14 protein-coding genes are annotated in these 15,305 nt (G+C 58.5%); 8 read left to right on the forward strand and 6 right to left on the reverse strand.

What is annotated here, in order from left to right:
- Positions 1-15 precede the first annotated feature (15 nt).
- The 6 genes from DXT96_RS18600 (at position 16) to DXT96_RS18625 (ending at position 6,194) form a co-directional block, all read left to right on the forward strand.
- Positions 16-1,050 (forward strand): Gfo/Idh/MocA family protein, encoded by a 1,035-nt coding sequence (locus DXT96_RS18600; protein WP_153515903.1) that lies wholly within the window; start codon positions 16-18, stop codon positions 1,048-1,050.
- A gap of 12 nt (positions 1,051-1,062) precedes the next feature.
- Positions 1,063-1,965: a sugar phosphate isomerase/epimerase family protein gene (locus DXT96_RS18605; RefSeq protein WP_371418916.1), complete on the forward strand. Its 903-nt coding sequence runs from the start codon at positions 1,063-1,065 to the stop codon at positions 1,963-1,965.
- A 62-nt stretch (positions 1,966-2,027) separates the two neighbouring features.
- Positions 2,028-3,260: a sugar ABC transporter substrate-binding protein gene (locus DXT96_RS18610; protein WP_153515904.1), complete on the forward strand. Its 1,233-nt coding sequence runs from the start codon at positions 2,028-2,030 to the stop codon at positions 3,258-3,260.
- 113 nt (positions 3,261-3,373) lie between these two features.
- Positions 3,374-4,276, forward strand: a complete 903-nt coding sequence (locus DXT96_RS18615; protein ID WP_142858903.1) for a carbohydrate ABC transporter permease — start codon at positions 3,374-3,376, stop codon at positions 4,274-4,276.
- The gene (locus DXT96_RS18620) at positions 4,273-5,100 is read left to right on the forward strand and encodes a carbohydrate ABC transporter permease (RefSeq protein WP_153515905.1); all 828 of its coding nucleotides are present in this window, start codon (positions 4,273-4,275) and stop codon (positions 5,098-5,100) included. The genes DXT96_RS18615 and DXT96_RS18620 overlap by 4 nt, the downstream gene beginning before the upstream one ends.
- Positions 5,097-6,194 carry an ABC transporter ATP-binding protein gene (locus DXT96_RS18625; protein WP_153515906.1) on the forward strand — a complete coding sequence of 366 codons (1,098 nt, stop codon included), beginning with the start codon at positions 5,097-5,099 and terminating at the stop codon, positions 6,192-6,194. The genes DXT96_RS18620 and DXT96_RS18625 overlap by 4 nt, the downstream gene beginning before the upstream one ends.
- A 7-nt stretch (positions 6,195-6,201) precedes the next feature.
- Here DXT96_RS18625 and DXT96_RS18630 read toward each other — a convergent pair whose 3' ends face one another.
- Positions 6,202-6,870 carry a transglutaminase-like cysteine peptidase gene (locus DXT96_RS18630; RefSeq protein WP_153515907.1) on the reverse strand — a complete coding sequence of 223 codons (669 nt, stop codon included), beginning with the start codon at positions 6,868-6,870 and terminating at the stop codon, positions 6,202-6,204.
- A 230-nt stretch (positions 6,871-7,100) separates the two neighbouring features.
- Here DXT96_RS18630 and DXT96_RS18635 point away from each other — a divergent pair, with 230 nt between their 5' ends.
- Entirely contained in the window at positions 7,101-8,117 is a 1,017-nt protein-coding gene (locus DXT96_RS18635; RefSeq protein ID WP_153515908.1) for a DUF1402 family protein, read from the forward strand.
- A gap of 378 nt (positions 8,118-8,495) precedes the next feature.
- Positions 8,496-10,052 carry a TerC family protein gene (locus DXT96_RS18640; protein ID WP_153515909.1) on the forward strand — a complete coding sequence of 519 codons (1,557 nt, stop codon included), beginning with the start codon at positions 8,496-8,498 and terminating at the stop codon, positions 10,050-10,052.
- Between the two features lie 120 nt (positions 10,053-10,172).
- Here DXT96_RS18640 and DXT96_RS18645 read toward each other — a convergent pair whose 3' ends face one another.
- From DXT96_RS18645 to DXT96_RS18665, 5 genes are all read right to left on the reverse strand, one after another.
- Positions 10,173-10,799, reverse strand: a complete 627-nt coding sequence (locus tag DXT96_RS18645) for a dual specificity protein phosphatase (protein ID WP_153515910.1) — start codon at positions 10,797-10,799, stop codon at positions 10,173-10,175.
- Between the two features lie 47 nt (positions 10,800-10,846).
- Positions 10,847-11,752 carry an inositol monophosphatase gene (locus DXT96_RS18650; protein ID WP_153515911.1) on the reverse strand — a complete coding sequence of 302 codons (906 nt, stop codon included), beginning with the start codon at positions 11,750-11,752 and terminating at the stop codon, positions 10,847-10,849.
- Positions 11,753-11,820: 68 nt separating this feature from the next.
- Positions 11,821-12,891, reverse strand: coding sequence for an ABC transporter substrate-binding protein (locus DXT96_RS18655; RefSeq protein WP_246670597.1), 1,071 nt, complete (start codon positions 12,889-12,891; stop codon positions 11,821-11,823).
- Between the two features lie 94 nt (positions 12,892-12,985).
- Positions 12,986-14,086, reverse strand: coding sequence for an ABC transporter substrate-binding protein (locus DXT96_RS18660; protein ID WP_153515913.1), 1,101 nt, complete (start codon positions 14,084-14,086; stop codon positions 12,986-12,988).
- Positions 14,087-14,150: 64 nt separating this feature from the next.
- Positions 14,151-15,275: an ABC transporter substrate-binding protein gene (locus tag DXT96_RS18665; RefSeq protein WP_153515914.1), complete on the reverse strand. Its 1,125-nt coding sequence runs from the start codon at positions 15,273-15,275 to the stop codon at positions 14,151-14,153.
- Positions 15,276-15,305: the final 30 nt, after the last annotated feature.

Here is a 15,305-nt window from a genome sequence, read left to right on the forward strand (position 1 = left end):
GTCTGGGGAGATGAGATGACATTCAACGCCGTTTTATGCGGGTGCGGAGCCATGGCCAAGGGCTGGCTGCGCGCCATTCAATCCACGCCGGAAATCGCCGGCGCGATCAGGATCGCCGGACTGGTTGATCTGAACGAGACCACGGCCTGCGCGCTGGCAGAAGAATTCGGGCTGGCGGACGCGGTCACCGGCACCGATCTCCGTGCGGTGCTCGCGCAAACAAAAGCAGACATTCTATTTGACGTCGTCATCCCGCAGGCGCGCTTTGCGGTGGTCGCGGCAGGCCTTGAGGCGGGGTGCCATGTGCTCAGCGAAAAGCCGCTTGCGGCATCGATGGAAGAGGCCGCCACCCTTGTGGAATTGGCCAAAAAAGCGGGTAAAGTCCACGCGGTGGTGCAAAATCGGCGGTTCGTGGCGGGTATCCGGCGGCTACGACGCGCCGTGGAAGACGGCATCATTGGCGATTTGACGGCCATTCATTGTGATTTTTTCCTTGGCCCTCATTTCGGCGGCTTCCGTGAAGAGATGAAGAACGTCCTGCTTCTCGACATGGCGATCCATACCTTTGACGCAGCCCGTTTTGTCGCCAATGAAAAGCCGCTCTCCGTCTTTTGCGTGGAAAAGAACCCGGCCGGTTCCTGGTATGCCCACGGGGCAAGCGCCAATGCCATTTTCGAATTCTCCAACGATGTGGTCTTCACCTATCGAGGCTCCTGGTGCGCCGAGGGTGAAAGAACCAGCTGGGAAGCCCGTTGGCGGCTGATCGGCTCGAAGGGAATGATCCTCTGGGATGGAGAAGACGGTTTTTCGGCCTCCGTAGCGGGTGATGAACAGGGTTTGTTGCGAGGATCTGCGACCGTAAACGTTTCCGATGCAGTCTCTGAACGGGATACTCGCGGCCATGCCAGCGTCATTCTGTCATTCCTGGAGTCCATCCGCACCGGCCGGATGCCGGAGACAGCCTCTTTCGACAACATCAACAGCCTTGCCATGGTGATCGGCGCGATCGAAAGCGCCCGCCTCGGCCAGCGTGTTTCCATTGCAGCATAAGGACTGAAAGACGTGAGCAATCCGGCAAAATCCATCCGCATCGGCACCATGGTCAGCGCCACCAAGGGACAGGCGGCTGAGCGCATCGGCCAGATAGCCGATCTTGGCTTTGAAAGCTTCGAGCCGTTCTTCTGGCAGACGACCAACGGTCAGGACCTTGCCGAACTCGGCAAGCGCTGCCGTGACGCCATCGGTGAACGCGACATCACCATCAGCACGCTCGGCATGTTCGGCAATCCGCTGGAAGAAACCGACATCGACCTTCAGACAGTGCAGGGCTGGAAAGACTGCATCGACAATGCCCATCATTTCGGCGCCACCTGCGTTGCGGGTTTCACCGGCCGGCTGCGTGGCAAGCCCCTACCTGAAAGCCTGCCAAGATATAAGGAAATCTGGAGCGAGCTTGCAAAACGCGCCGCCGACAAGGGCGTGAAGATCGCCTTTGAAAACTGCGCCATGGACGGCAACTGGCAGACCGGCGACTGGAACATTGCCCATAACCCTGATGCCTGGGAACTGATCTTCAACGAAACCCCGGATGACAATATCGGCATCGAATGGGAACCCTGCCACCAGATGGTTTACCTCATCGATCCGCTGCCGCAGATTCGCAAATGGGCGGACAAGATTTTCCACGTGCACGGCAAGGACGCGACCATCCGCTGGGATGTCATTCGCGAGCACGGCATTTTCGGCAAGGAGAAGTTCGTCTTCATGCGCACGCCGGGCTTCGGCGACAGCAACTGGACGGATATCATTTCCGAGCTGCGCCTTGCCGGCTGGTCTGGCTCGATCGACATCGAAGGCTGGCATGACCCCGTCTATCGCGATGCGCTGGAAATGACGGGCCAGGTGCACGGCCTGAACTATCTGAGACATTGCCGCGGCGGCGATTTCGTCGTCGACCCGACATAACGGAAACCTTTGGGGAGAAGATTTCCGAAAACTGCAGCGACGATAACCAAAAGGAGGAGATTATGGGTATCGCGAAATGCATGATGGCCAGCGCGTTTTTGCTGGCGGGCGTATCCGCCGGCGCAATTGCCGCCCACGCGGAGGACGTGACGTTGACCTTGTGGTCGCTGGATCGTGATATCCAGCCGGCGCCGAACCTCATAAACGAGTTCAACAAGCTCAATAACGGTATCAAGATCGAATATCGGCAATTGCAGTTCGACGATGTGGTGAGCGAAGCGATGCGCGCCTATTCGACCGGCAATGCGCCCGACATCATCGCCATCGACAACCCCAACCACGCCATGTTCGCCGCCCGCGGCGCCTTTCTTGACGTGACGGACATGATCGCCAAGTCGGATGTCATCAAGACCGAAAACTATTTTCCCGGGCCGCTGAAATCGGTGATGTGGGACGGCAAATATTTCGGCGTTCCGAAGGCAACGAATACGATTGCGCTTTATTACAACAAGGACCTGTTCAAGGCCGCAGGGCTCGATGCGGCAAAACCGCCGCAGACCTGGGACGAGCTGGTTGAAGCGGCCCGCAAGCTGACCAACCCTTCAAAGAACGTCTATGGCATCAGCTTCAGCGCCAAGGCGAATGAGGAAGGCACCTTCCAGTTCCTGCCCTGGGCGCAGATGGCGGGCGCGACCTACAAGAACATCAATACCGAGGGTGCCGTGAAGGCGCTCGATACCTGGAAACTGATGCTGGATGAAAAGCTCGCGTCACCGGATACGCTGACGCGCAGCCAGTGGGATTCCACCGCCACCTTCAACGCCGGCAATGCCGCCATGGTCATTTCCGGCCCGTGGGAAATCGACCGCATGCTGAAGGACGCCAAGTTCGACTGGGGTGTCGCGTTATTGCCGGTGCCCACACCTGACGCCCCCCGGTCTTCGGCCATGGGCGACTATAACTGGGCGATCTTCTCCAAGACCAAACATCCTGAAGAAGCCTTCAAGGCCATCGAATTCTTCGCATCGCAGGACAAGGACATGTTCAAGAACTTCGGCCAATTGCCGGCGCGCTCGGATGTTCCCGTACCGCCAACCGGCAATGCGTTGAAGGATGAGGCGCTGAAGACCTTTGTCGAGCAGCTGAAATATGCGCAGCCGCGCGGCCTCTCACCCGAATGGCCGAAAATTTCCAAGGCCATTCAGGACGCGATCCAGGGCGCCCTGTCGGGACAGATGACGCCGAAAGCCGCGCTCGATCAGGCCGCTGAAAAGATAAAGCTGGTCGAAGGCTGATTGGATGGACGGGCGAGCGGAATATCCGACGCCCATCCGCAGGGTTCCTCCCGGTGGGGTCGCCTGTCGCAAAATGCGGCGGCGGCCCCAAGCGGAGCTTGCGAGGATGTTTCATGAAAAAACTGTTTTCCAGCGTCAGTGACGGTCGCGGTTTCGACATCGTCCTTGTCGCCCTGCCTTTAAGTTTCCTGTTCGTCATGGCGGGTCTGCCGCTCATCTACAACATTGTCATGAGCTTTCAGGAAGTTGACATGTTCAGCCTGGGCACCTTCGTGCGCCCATTCGTTGGCTTCAAGAATTACGTCGATCTGTTCCGGCAGCCGGAGACCCTGCCGATCCTGATGAACACCGTCACTTTCGTGGTCGCCTCGATTGCCGGACAATTCGCCATCGGCTTTGGGCTGGCGCTGTTCTTCTGGGTGAATTTTCCCGGCGCCACCTGGCTGCGCGGCCTGTTCCTCGTGTCCTGGGTCATGCCCGGCCTCGTCGTCGGCGCCATCTGGAACTGGATACTGTCCGGCGACTTCGGTGTGCTGAATTTCTTCCTACGGGAAAGCGGCCTGATTTCAGGCAATATCTTCTGGCGTTCGGATGCGAATTTTTCGCTCTGGGCCGTCGTCATCGCCAATGTCTGGCTCGGCACCTCCTTCAACATGATCCTGCTTTCCGTCGGCCTCGCCTCCATTCCGGGCGATCTTTACGAGGCGGCGGAATTGGATGGGGCGAACGCCTGGCAGCGCTTCTACACCATCACCCTGCCGATGATGCGCTCCACCATCGGCGCGATCGTCTCGCTCGGGCTGATCTTCACCCTGCAACAATTCGATCTTTTCGCCGCCATTACCGATGGCGGACCGAATAACAGCTCCAACGTCGCGCAATATTGGGCCTGGGATCTGTCGTTCCGGCAATATGATTTCGGCAAGGGCGCAACGATCTCCGTCATCATGATCGTCTTCGTCATGCTGGCTTCCATCGTTTATGTGCGCTCCACACGACATGAGGTGCGCGGATGAGCATCACCAACCGCAATCGCCTGATGCTGGCAATCGCCATCGTGCTCGCCATCATCTACCTCTTTCCGCTTTACTGGATGTATCTGACCTCGCTTAAAAGCGGCTCGGAGATGTTCGCCAACCCGCCCGGTTTCTGGCCGACAGACCCGCAATGGCAGACCTATGCTTATGTCTGGAACAGCCGCAACATGGGCCGATATCTCTGGAATTCGGTGCTGATCGCCTCCGGCGCCGTGCTGTTGATCACCATTCTCGGTGTCGGTTGCGCCTATGTGCTGGCGCGCTATCGCAATGTCTGGGTGGATATCGGTCTGTTCCTCATCCTCATGCTGCAGGTTCTGCCAGCATCGCTGATGATCACACCGATCTTCGTCGGCTTCTCGCAATTCGGGCTTCTGGATTATCCGCGCCTGTCGGTCATCCTCGCCATTGCGGCGAAAAGCATGCCGTTCTTCGTGGTCCTTGTGCGCGCCACCTTCATGGCCGTGCCGCAGGAGCTGGAAGAGGCGGCGCTGGTGGACGGCAATTCCCGGGTCGGCGCATTTTTCAACATCGTGCTGCCGCTTGCCAGAAACGGCATCCTCGTCAGCGCCATCCTCATTTTCATGCAGGCCTTCGGCGAATTCGTCTATTCGAAATCGATGATCCAGGCGGCCGAATTGCAACCGGCAAGCGTCGGCCTCAATTCCTTCATGGGACCCAACACCAGCGAATGGAACAACATCATGGCCTATGCGACCATGTATGTGACGCCCATTCTCGCCCTCTTCATTCTCTTGCAGCGCCGGATCGTATCCGGCCTGACCTCAGGAGCACTCAAATGACCCTTCAGATCGAACTTTCCGGCGTCAACAAATATTACGGCGCTTTTCATGCCCTGAAAAATATCGACCTTTCCATCAAGAAAGGCACCTTTGTCGCACTTGTCGGCCCCTCTGGCTGCGGCAAGTCCACCCTTTTGCGTTCGCTCGCCGGGCTGGAAACCATATCGGCCGGCGACATGCGCATTGCCGGCACGCTCATGAATGGCGTGCCGCCGCGCAAACGCGATGTTGCCATGGTGTTCCAGTCCTATGCGCTCTACCCGCATATGACGGTGGAGGAAAACCTCACCTATTCGCTGCGCATGCGCGGCGTCGCCAAGGCCGAGGCCCGCAAGGCGGCGGAAGAGGTTGCCGCCACGACCGGACTTTCCAAGCTGATGAAGCGTTATCCGCGTGAACTTTCCGGCGGCCAGCGCCAGCGCGTGGCCATGAGCCGGGCGATCATCCGCAACCCGCAGGCCTTCCTGTTCGATGAGCCACTTTCCAATCTCGATGCGGCGCTGCGCGTCCATATGCGCAAGGAAATCCGCGCGCTGCACGACCGCCTGCACGCAACCTCTGTCTATGTCACCCATGACCAGATCGAAGCGATGACCATGGCCGATCATGTCGTCGTCATGCGCGATGGCATCATCGAGCAGCAAGGCACGCCGCTGGAACTATACGATCGCCCCGTCAACCGCTTCGTGGCCGGCTTCATCGGCTCGCCGGCGATGAATTTCATTCCGGCCACCGTCAGCCCGGATGGCGCTTCGCTTCTGCTGCGGTTCGGCGAAGGTGAGCCGCAGCAGCCGATCAGCAATCCGGCGGCCCTGCCGCCGGGCAAACATGTGATCGTCGGCATCAGGCCGGAACATATAAAGCCCACAACGGCAAATGGAGCGGCATTGACACTGCCTGTTTCAGCCGTGGAAACCACCGGCTCAGCCACGTTCCTCACAACAGGAACATCCACAGAACTGGTCATCGCGCTGCAAGGACGCAGCGAAGTCAAGGCCGGCGAGGTCATAGGCCTCGATATCAACCCGTCCGATATGCACCTTTTCGATGAAGAAACGGGTATCGGTCTCGGAACTGGGGCATTGAAGGTGTGAAACCGCTTCAGCGGTTCCTGAACAGATCGATGATGTTGCGGCGGGTGGTGGTCGCGGGTATCGCGGTGCCACGGTCGACCTCCCGCGCAGCGACGGCCGGCGAACCGGAGCCATCAATATCCACCCAGCGACCGGCATGATCGGTCGATTGACGCTTGAGATAGCTATAGGGCGTTTCGTCCCAGCGAAGGATTGTCGGCTTCATATTATCGAGGATGAAATCACCGCGATCCGTCCTCACCGTGAGGACGGCATGGCCATCCCCCCGTTCATCGCGGACGACGGTGATCAGCAGGTTGGAGGCCGGCAGGCCGATATTCATCAGCCTCTTGCGTTTTTCCAGCACGAGATCGTCGCAATCGCCAGCGCCCTTATAGGGATATTCCCAATAGTCCTCGTAACCCCATACTTCCATATCGGAACGCTGGTCGATTTCGACATTGACGGCGCTGTTGACCGAAACCATGGTTTTCCAGTTGTCGGGCGTGAGATGAAGCGGGGGCATGGCCTTCACGGGCTGGCACTCGGCCGAATGCCGCTGGCAGAATTCGTAATGCCCCACCGGCTGCGAGGTGATTGCGCCCGTCGCCATCGACGGCGAAGCCTCTGCCGGTGAAAGCAGACCGGCAACGGTCAGAACAAAACATGCCTGCAGCAATTTGTTGAAATAGGTCATGTCCATCTCCTGTGGACATGACCTATCGCTGCCGGTTTGAGTTCAAATGAAACAAACCGCTCGACTTTTAACGATCCCGAAAATTGGCGCACCTGTTCCCGCCGGATCGTGCGACACCTTTCACAATCGCCAACAACGGGAATGTGAGCGGCGGCAAACTTGCCATGCGTGGATGGCCTGCCTAAGAAAGGCCCACAACCACGATGAATCCCCGTTACAGAGAATGTTGCATGAGCCTGTTTGCGAAGATCACCCGCACAGCCACCCTCATCATGACGCTGGCCTGCCTTCCTTCTTACGCCGTCGCGCAGCAGATAACCGTCGTTCCTCCTGGAAATCGCTCCGCCGAGCAGCCGGAAATACCACGAGCCTCGGCGATCCGGACCAAGGCTTTCTACACGACCTACGAGGAAAAGTTCGGCAAGACGATCGATCTTCTAAACAGTGAACCCGCCCTTCTCAGCAAGATCAAGAGGGCCGCCGCGGCCTATGGCATCGATCCGATCCACATTGTCGGCGCCATCGTCGGAGAACATACCTTCAACGTCTCGGCCGTGGATCGCCTGCAGACCTATTACGTCAAGGCCATTTCCTACGCCGAACTCGATATCAAGTTCAGCTATAATGGCGTTTCCCTGAAGACCTTCCTCCAAAGGCCTGAATTTCAGTCATGCGAGCCGCTTGCCACCACCTCCGAACAATGGAGCTGCCGCGACACCGTGTGGGACGAGGACTTCCGTGGCAAGGTCTTGGATGGTGCGAGCTATGAGGCCATCTCGTTCCAGCGTGCCTTCTTCCAGCCCTTTTATGCGGGGCAGACCTTCGGACTTGGCCAGATCAGCCCGCTGACGGCACTGCAGGTCACCGATCTCGTCAACAGGACGAGCGGCCTGCCGAAACTCTCCGCGGACAGGCCGAAGGAAATCTACCGCGACGTCATGGATCCCGACCGCAGCATCATCTACATCGCCGCCATCCTCAGGGATTCCATCGACGCCTACCGGGAAAAGGGCTTCGACATCTCAGGCAATCCCGGCATCACCTCCACACTCTACAATGTCGGCCAGCCAAGGCGTCGCGCCGAACGCCTGCGGGCAGCCGTGGATGCGGGCGCAAAGAACCGCCTGCCGGTCGAAAACTACTATGGATGGCTGATCAACGACCGCTTGGACACCCTGAAAAGCATTCTTGACGGCAAGGCCATCGACCAGCGGACGACTTCGGACATAGGCGAAAAAACGCGATAACGCTTTTTTGTTTTCGAATAGTAGTCAATCGCCTAGATTGTACAGGATCGGATGCTCTCGGGTAAAAACCTATAGATATACACGCAAAGATTGCCAAACCGTACCTTCACAATGTAACCTTAAGCAAAAAGCGCTTTTCCATCCGCCGGAAATCTGCTAATTCGGCTGGCACAAGAATTCACGGATAGCGGGATAAATTCGCCCTATGCCTGACGAAGGCGACAGTACCGACAGTAGTCGACACCGAACGAGGCTGGCTCGCGTGAAGCGCAGCCAGCCTCGGATTTTCTTGTTTTCATCAACGCGACAGCTTTCAGCCTCGGATGTTCAGTCCGGGGCTTTGCGTGTTCGCATCCATTCCCATAAAGGCTCCTGAACATGGAATTCCTAGCAGATCCGAACATCTGGATCGGCCTCGTCACCCTTATCGTTCTCGAAGTCGTCCTCGGCATCGACAATCTCGTTTTCATCGCGATCCTTGCCGACAAGCTACCACCACACCAGCGCCACAAGGCTCGGGTCATCGGCCTGTCGCTGGCGCTCATCATGCGCGTCCTGCTGCTGTTTTCGATCTCATGGATCGTCACGCTGACGCGCCCACTGTTTACAATCGCGGATTTCTCCTTCTCCGGACGCGATATCATCCTCATCATCGGCGGTGCGTTTCTGCTCGCCAAGGGAACCATGGAACTGCATGAGCGGCTGGAGGGTGACCACAAGCCGAAGCAGGGCAAGGTGGTCCATGCGGTCTTCTGGCAGGTCATCGTGCAGATCGTCGTGCTCGATGCCGTGTTCTCGCTCGACAGCGTCATCACCGCCGTCGGCATGGTCAACAATCTCTGGGTAATGATCACCGCCGTCTGCGTGGCCATGGCCGTGATGATGGCGGCCTCCAGGCCGCTGATGACATTCGTGTCGAAACACCCGACCGTCGTCATTCTCTGCCTTGGCTTCCTGTTGATGATCGGCTTCAGCCTCATCGTCGAAGGTTTCGGTTTCCATCTTCCGAAGGGTTATCTCTATGCGGCCATCGGCTTTTCCGTGCTCATTGAGGCGGCAAACCAGCTTGGCAGGCGCAACCGCGAAAGGCGCATCACCGCCGGTGATATGCGTGAGCGTACCTCCAACGCCATTCTGCGGCTTCTCGGCGGCCGGGTGGGTGAACAGCCGCTTGGCGAGACGGCCGATCTTATCGCCGAACAGGCCACCCTCAGCGACCTGTTCAAATCCGAAGAAAAGGACATGATCCGCGGCGTCCTGACACTTGCCGAACGCCCCGTCGTCTCGATCATGACGCCACGCACCGAGATCGACTGGCTGGATATCGACGCCGACCCGGAGACGCTGCGCCACCGTCTGCTCGAACTCGACCATTCCCGGTTGATGCTCGCGCAGGGCAAGCTGGACTCCTTCCTCGGCGTCGCGGCCACAAAGGACCTGCTGCGTGATCTTCTGCGTGATGGCAGCCTGAACCTCGAAAGCTCGCTGCGGCAGCCGCTTGTGGTGCATGAGAGCGCCACGGCCCTGCAGGTCATGGAACAGCTGCGCAAATCCCCGCTGCAGATGGCCGTCATCATCGACGAATACGGCACGCTGCAGGGGATCGCCACGCCAACGGATATTCTCGAGGCGATTGCCGGCGAATTCCCTGACGAAGGCGAAGAACTGCTGATTTCGGAAAAAGCGGAAGACGGCTCCTGGCTTATCGACGGCGCCGTCGATGTCAGAAGGGCGTCTTATCTTCTCGACATCGATCTGGTGGATGAAGCCGATCGTTATTCCACCGTCGCGGGCTACATCCTGTGGCGTCTAAATCGCCTTCCCGAGGTGGGTGAGCGTGTTTCCGGCGAAGGTTTTGCGTTCGAAATCGTTTCCTGCTCGGACAGGAACATCGAGAAGGTCCGGGCGTGGAACTATGCGGTGACCGAAGCTTAAACAAGAACGGCCGAGAGGATGCCATCTAGCAACCTCCCGGCATATAAATGGCGACGTCCTTTTGTGCCGAGGACGTCGCCATTACCGCACGAAAACAAATGACACCGGGGTAATCTCTCCTCAATGCGCGGCGTCGATCATCGCGATCCAGCCGGCGGCCCGGCGGGCGGCGTCCGCAAGCACGGGCTTCGGCGCCTTGAACCATTCGTTTTCCGGCAGTTCGCGCTTCACGCGAACGAAGCTGATGGCATCGTCAAGGGTCGGAAATTCCACCGGCAGCGTCAGGTGCAGAAAGAGCGCGACGACGGCGACGGAACGCGAACGGCCGCCGCGGCAATTGATGAGTACGCTGCCGCGTTCCCGCCGGGGATAGGACGGCTTGTCGGGCAATACCTGTTCCAGCGCCGCCCGCAGAATATAATGGGCCGCCACCATCTGGGTATCGGGATTTCCGGCACCATCGATCAGGCCGATCTTGTAATAGCGGATTTCGCCCGGCCCATAGATGCTGCCTTCATGATCGGAAACGACCTGCGGCTGCTCCACAAAATTGAAATCGAGATTGACGGCGCAATTGACGACGGTGGTGATGCCGTTCTGACGCAGGAGGTTGAGGTCGCTCGCGCCCTCCTTGCCCGAAATGAACAGATCGACGCCATAAAGTGGGTGCTGCTCATAGATGCGGCTGAGCTTCGGCAATTCGCCGCTTTCCTGCTCGTGGGACAGGTTTTTTTCCGGTTGTGGCATGTCATGTCTCCATCGGCGCCGATACGGCCACCGTCACGTCTCTTTTCTCAGGCATTCGCGGTCGTGAGGCTTTGTCCTATAGCTGCGATACGGCTTTCGGATATGGACCGCGCCACCCGCTCTAATGTCGGGTAATTCGCCCCCTCACCCGTGGCGATATAACCAGGGCAGAGGAAATCGGCAGAACCCTCCGCCACCTTTCCAAGGGTCAGCGGCTCATAGGTTCCGCCAGCATTTTTGAGAATGAGGATGGCTGCGGCCACATCCCAGGCATTAACACCGAAACCGGCGGCCGCATCCGTCCAGCCCGCCGCAACATGGGCGATGCTGAGCGCGGCGCTGCCAGGCCGGCGCAATGTCGAGAAGGTCTCGACAAGAGCGCCGAAACTGGCGAGCGCCGCTTCCCGCCCATCCAGCCGGAAATCACGCGAGACGGGATAACCGGTGATCAAGGTCGCCCGGGTCTCGTCTGCAACACTGCGGGAGCGCAGCTTGTCTCCGTTCAGATAGGAAGCTTCAAGATTGGCGGAAAACATCTGGTCCGCCACGGGATCATAGACCACGCCGGCAACCGCCTCGCCATCGATGACAGCTGCAATCGATACGCACCAGAAGGCAAGGCCACGGGCGAAATTTGCCGTACCGTCGATCGGATCGACATACCATTGCACCTCGCCGCTGCCGATCTGGCCGCCTTCTTCGCCCATGATCGCCGAATTGGGTTCGCTTGCGAGAATGACGGCACGAATGGAAGCTTCAGCCCGCTTGTCATGAATGGTGACGATGTCGTGGAGATCGACCTTATAGTCCACCGTCATGTCCGAGCGGAATGCCGCAAGCAGCGGATCGCGCACGGCACGCGCCGCCGCCTCGGCGATTGTCATCAGCCGCACCGAGCGGGAAAACGCCTCCTCATTTGCAAGGTTCCGTTCGGTCGAAGGTGAGGTCTGCATCGGCATATCCAGTCTGTTCGTTCACAAAGAAGGAGGAGGCGGCGCGGCATCAGCCGCGCCAGCCGGGATTATTTCTTGTAGTTGACGCGCCAAACGTCCTGCCATTCCTCGCGGCGGTCGAAATCATCAAGGCCGGTGGCGGAATCGTATCCCATCAGCCTGTCGGCAACCTTCATCAGCCCCGAGGGCTCGTCAGCCGGCATTTTGATGTCGATGTTGGTCGGTAGCTTGCCGTCCTTCATCTGCGGCGCGATGCCCTCTTCCGTCAGGATGTAATGAACAAAGAGCTTCGCCATGTTCGGGCTCTTGGTCTTGGACGCGATCAGCCCGAGCTTAATGTAGGTCCAGCCGACCCATGGATCGAGGCCCGTGCAGAGGCCGAGCTTGTAACCCTTGTCGGCATTGTCGCGGAACTTGGCGGAACTTAGCAGGCCGAAAAATGGCTGTTTCTGGCCGGGGGCACCGACAGCTTCCGCCACCGGGTCGTCACCTTCGGTGGCAAGCGGGCCGTTTGCAGCCATTGCCTTGATCCATGCGGCAGACACGCCTTTTTCCTCTATCTCTTTGCCGAAATGGGCCTTGTAGGCCGCCGCCACCTTTTCGTTGCCATGCGCTTCAAGCTGGTTGAACCAGTCCGTATAGGTGCTCTTGCTCAAGGGATCGACCATGGCGACCTTGCCTTTCCATTTCGGCTCGGTCAGTTCCCAGATGTTGCTCACCGGGCATTTGTCATGGGCTTCGGTATTGTAAGCCCAAACATTGGCGTTGGTGGAAATTGCCAGCGGGTTCTGAAATTGCGCCGGGATTTTAGACGCCATGTCGCCCGGCAGATAATTTTCGACAAACCCCGCCGGCAGAAGCTGCGCGAGCGCCGATGGCGCATCGGTGATCAGCACCACGTCGCCCTGCACATTGCCGGACTGGCTTTCACGGATGATCATCTCCAGCTGGCTGTTGGCCGAGACCTTCACCCCTGTCGCCTTCAGCCCATATTTGGCGCTGAACTTATCGGCCATTTCGACGATCTTGCCGGTGCTGTCATAGATATTGATCGGTTTTTCCTGCTTTGCCGCCGCCAGGATCGTATCCAGATCGAAGGCTTCTTCGGCCGCAGCAGCCATGGCAGACAATCCGATCATTGCCGCAGCAATGGCTGAGGCCGTTGTCAAATTTGTTCTTTTCATCGTCTCCCCTCCCAAGGAAAAGTAAGGCAGGCTCGCGCCCGCCTTGCCGTTATTTTTTGTAGTTCACACGCCAGAAATCCTGCCAGCCTTCGCGCTTGTCGAGGTCATCGGCAGCCGTTGTCGCATCGAAAGCCATCAGCTCGTCGAGGTGAGCTGCCACCTTCGAAGGCTCATCCGCAGGCAAGGCGATTTTCGTATTGCCGGAAATTTTGCCATCGGCGGTCTGTGGCGCGATGCCCTCTTCCGTCATCAGATAATGCAGGAAGAGCTTTGCCGCATTCGGACTTTTCGTCTGCCCGGCAATCAGGCCGAAGCCGGGATAAAGGAAGCCGGAAAAGGGTTTGACGCCGGTGCAAAGCCCGAGCTTCAGCCCCTTGGTCTCATTGTCACGGTATTTCGCCACCGAGGTGATGACGAAGAAAGGATCGGTCTGCCCCGGCGCACCGGCCGCATCCGCAACCGTGCTTGAATCAGAAAGCAGGGGCGCGTTTTCGGCAAAGGCCTTTACCCAGGCTGCCGTCGCGCTTTTTTCGCCCGTTTCAAGCTTCTTGCCGTAGAGGTCTTCGTAGGCCTTGGCGACATCGGCATCGTGATGGGTTTCGATCTGGTTGAACCAGTCGGCGTAAAGCGGCTTGTCGAAGAGATCGAGCATGGCCAGCTTGCCCTTCCACTTCGGCTCCGTCATCTGCCAGATATTGGTGACCGGGCATGTGTCGTATTTCTCGGTATTATAGGTAAACACATGCGGATCGGAGACGATCACGAGCGGATCGCGCAGCTTTTGCGGAATATCGCCTTCCATATCCGGCGGTGACCAGCTGGTGGCGATGCCTTCCGGCAAAAGCTCCCCCATGGCGGAGGCGACATCGGTTGCAACGCTGACATCGCCGACGACGTTGCCGGCCCGATGCTCGCGGATCATCAACTCGACCTGTGTTGCCTCGTTCACCTTCTTGCCGCTGGCCTGCACGCCGTATTTGGCTGTGAAGGCCTGCGCGGTGTCGACGATCTTGCCGGTCACCGCATAAACGGTGATCGGCTTTTCCTTCTTTGCGGCATCGATCAACGCATCGAGATTAAAGGCGTCCTGCGCCTGTGCCGCACCGCCAAGCGCCAGCGAGAAGATCAGCGAGAGCGCGGAGGCGGCCATTCGCCCCCCGCGCTGCCCACCATATCGGTTATGCTTCATTATAGTCACTGCGTCGGTCCCCCCGTTATTTTTTGTAGTTCACACGCCAGAAGTCCTGCCAGGTTTCGCGCGCATCCCAGTCGTCAAGGCTGGTGGCCATGCTGTAAGGCAGAATGTGATCGAGAACCGCGCCGATGCCAGAAGGCTCGTCGGCGGGCAGGCTCACCTCTTTGTTCGTTGACATCTTGCCGTCGATCGCCTGCGGCGCGATACCTTCAGCGGTCATGATGTAGTGAATGAAGAGCTTCGCTGCGTTCGGGCTGTCCGTACCCTTGGTAATCAGGCCGACGCCCGGATAAAGCCAGCCGGCCCAAGGCTTCAGCTCCTTGCAAAGACCAAGCTTCATGCCCTTGTCGGCATTGTCGCGGAACTTCGCCGAGCTGATGAGGCCCATGAACGCATCCTTCTGGCCGGGCGTACCAACGGCTTCGGCGGCCGCCGCATCGGCATCGGTCAGAAGCGGAGCGTTGGCGGCAAGCGCCTTCACCCAGGCGGCGGTCGCAGTCGTCTCTGCGGTTTCAAGGTCTTTGCCGTAGAGCGCCTTATAGGCCGCCTTTACCTCGCCATCGCCATGTTTGGCCATCTGATTGAACCAATCGACATAGGAGGCTTTGCCGAGCGGATCCTGCATCGCCACCTTGCCCTTCCACTTCGGGTCGGTCAGTTCCCAGATGTTGGAAACGGGGCATTTGTCGAAAAGCTCACTATTATAGGCCCAGACATTGGCGCTGGTGACGACGGTGAGCGGATCCTGATATTCCGGCGGAATATTGCCGGCCAGATCCGGCGGCAACCAGCTTTCGACAAAACCCATCGGAATAAGCTGCGCCATCGCTGCCGGCGCATCGCTGATGATCGAAACGTCGCCCTGGATATTGTTGGCGCGCGCCTCGCGGATGATCATTTCCAGCTGGGCTGTGGCCTTGACCTTCGCGCCCTCGGCGCCCACGCCATATTTCGCGGCGAAGTTCTTCGCCATTTCGACGATCTTGCCGGTGCTGTCATAAACGGTGATCGGCTTTTCCTTTTTGGCCGCCTCGATCAGGGCATTGAGGTCGAACGGCTCTTCCGCCTTCGCCGCGCCGCCAAACGTCGCAGCGATAGCCGTTGCGCATAACAGCCGGCTCAAACCCGTCATTGTCCGCTTCATACTGCTTCTCCTTCAGCCGTCTTTGCCGGC

This window comes from Agrobacterium sp. ICMP 6402 (assembly GCF_009498615.1).
Classification (GTDB): Bacteria; Pseudomonadota; Alphaproteobacteria; order Rhizobiales; family Rhizobiaceae; genus Agrobacterium; species Agrobacterium burrii.

Coding starts and splice junctions, on each gene's coding strand:
- DXT96_RS18600 (WP_153515903.1), top strand. CDS start 16: ATGACATTCAACGCCGTTTTATGCGGGTGCGGAGCCATGGCCAAGGGC.
- DXT96_RS18610 (WP_153515904.1), top strand. CDS start 2,028: ATGGGTATCGCGAAATGCATGATGGCCAGCGCGTTTTTGCTGGCGGGC.
- DXT96_RS18615 (WP_142858903.1), top strand. CDS start 3,374: ATGAAAAAACTGTTTTCCAGCGTCAGTGACGGTCGCGGTTTCGACATC.
- DXT96_RS18620 (WP_153515905.1), top strand. CDS start 4,273: ATGAGCATCACCAACCGCAATCGCCTGATGCTGGCAATCGCCATCGTG.
- DXT96_RS18625 (WP_153515906.1), top strand. CDS start 5,097: ATGACCCTTCAGATCGAACTTTCCGGCGTCAACAAATATTACGGCGCT.
- DXT96_RS18630 (WP_153515907.1), bottom strand. CDS start 6,870: ATGACCTATTTCAACAAATTGCTGCAGGCATGTTTTGTTCTGACCGTT.
- DXT96_RS18635 (WP_153515908.1), top strand. CDS start 7,101: ATGAGCCTGTTTGCGAAGATCACCCGCACAGCCACCCTCATCATGACG.
- DXT96_RS18640 (WP_153515909.1), top strand. CDS start 8,496: ATGGAATTCCTAGCAGATCCGAACATCTGGATCGGCCTCGTCACCCTT.
- DXT96_RS18645 (WP_153515910.1), bottom strand. CDS start 10,799: ATGCCACAACCGGAAAAAAACCTGTCCCACGAGCAGGAAAGCGGCGAA.
- DXT96_RS18650 (WP_153515911.1), bottom strand. CDS start 11,752: ATGCAGACCTCACCTTCGACCGAACGGAACCTTGCAAATGAGGAGGCG.
- DXT96_RS18655 (WP_246670597.1), bottom strand. CDS start 12,891: ATGATCGGATTGTCTGCCATGGCTGCTGCGGCCGAAGAAGCCTTCGAT.
- DXT96_RS18660 (WP_153515913.1), bottom strand. CDS start 14,086: ATGGCCGCCTCCGCGCTCTCGCTGATCTTCTCGCTGGCGCTTGGCGGT.
- DXT96_RS18665 (WP_153515914.1), bottom strand. CDS start 15,275: ATGAAGCGGACAATGACGGGTTTGAGCCGGCTGTTATGCGCAACGGCT.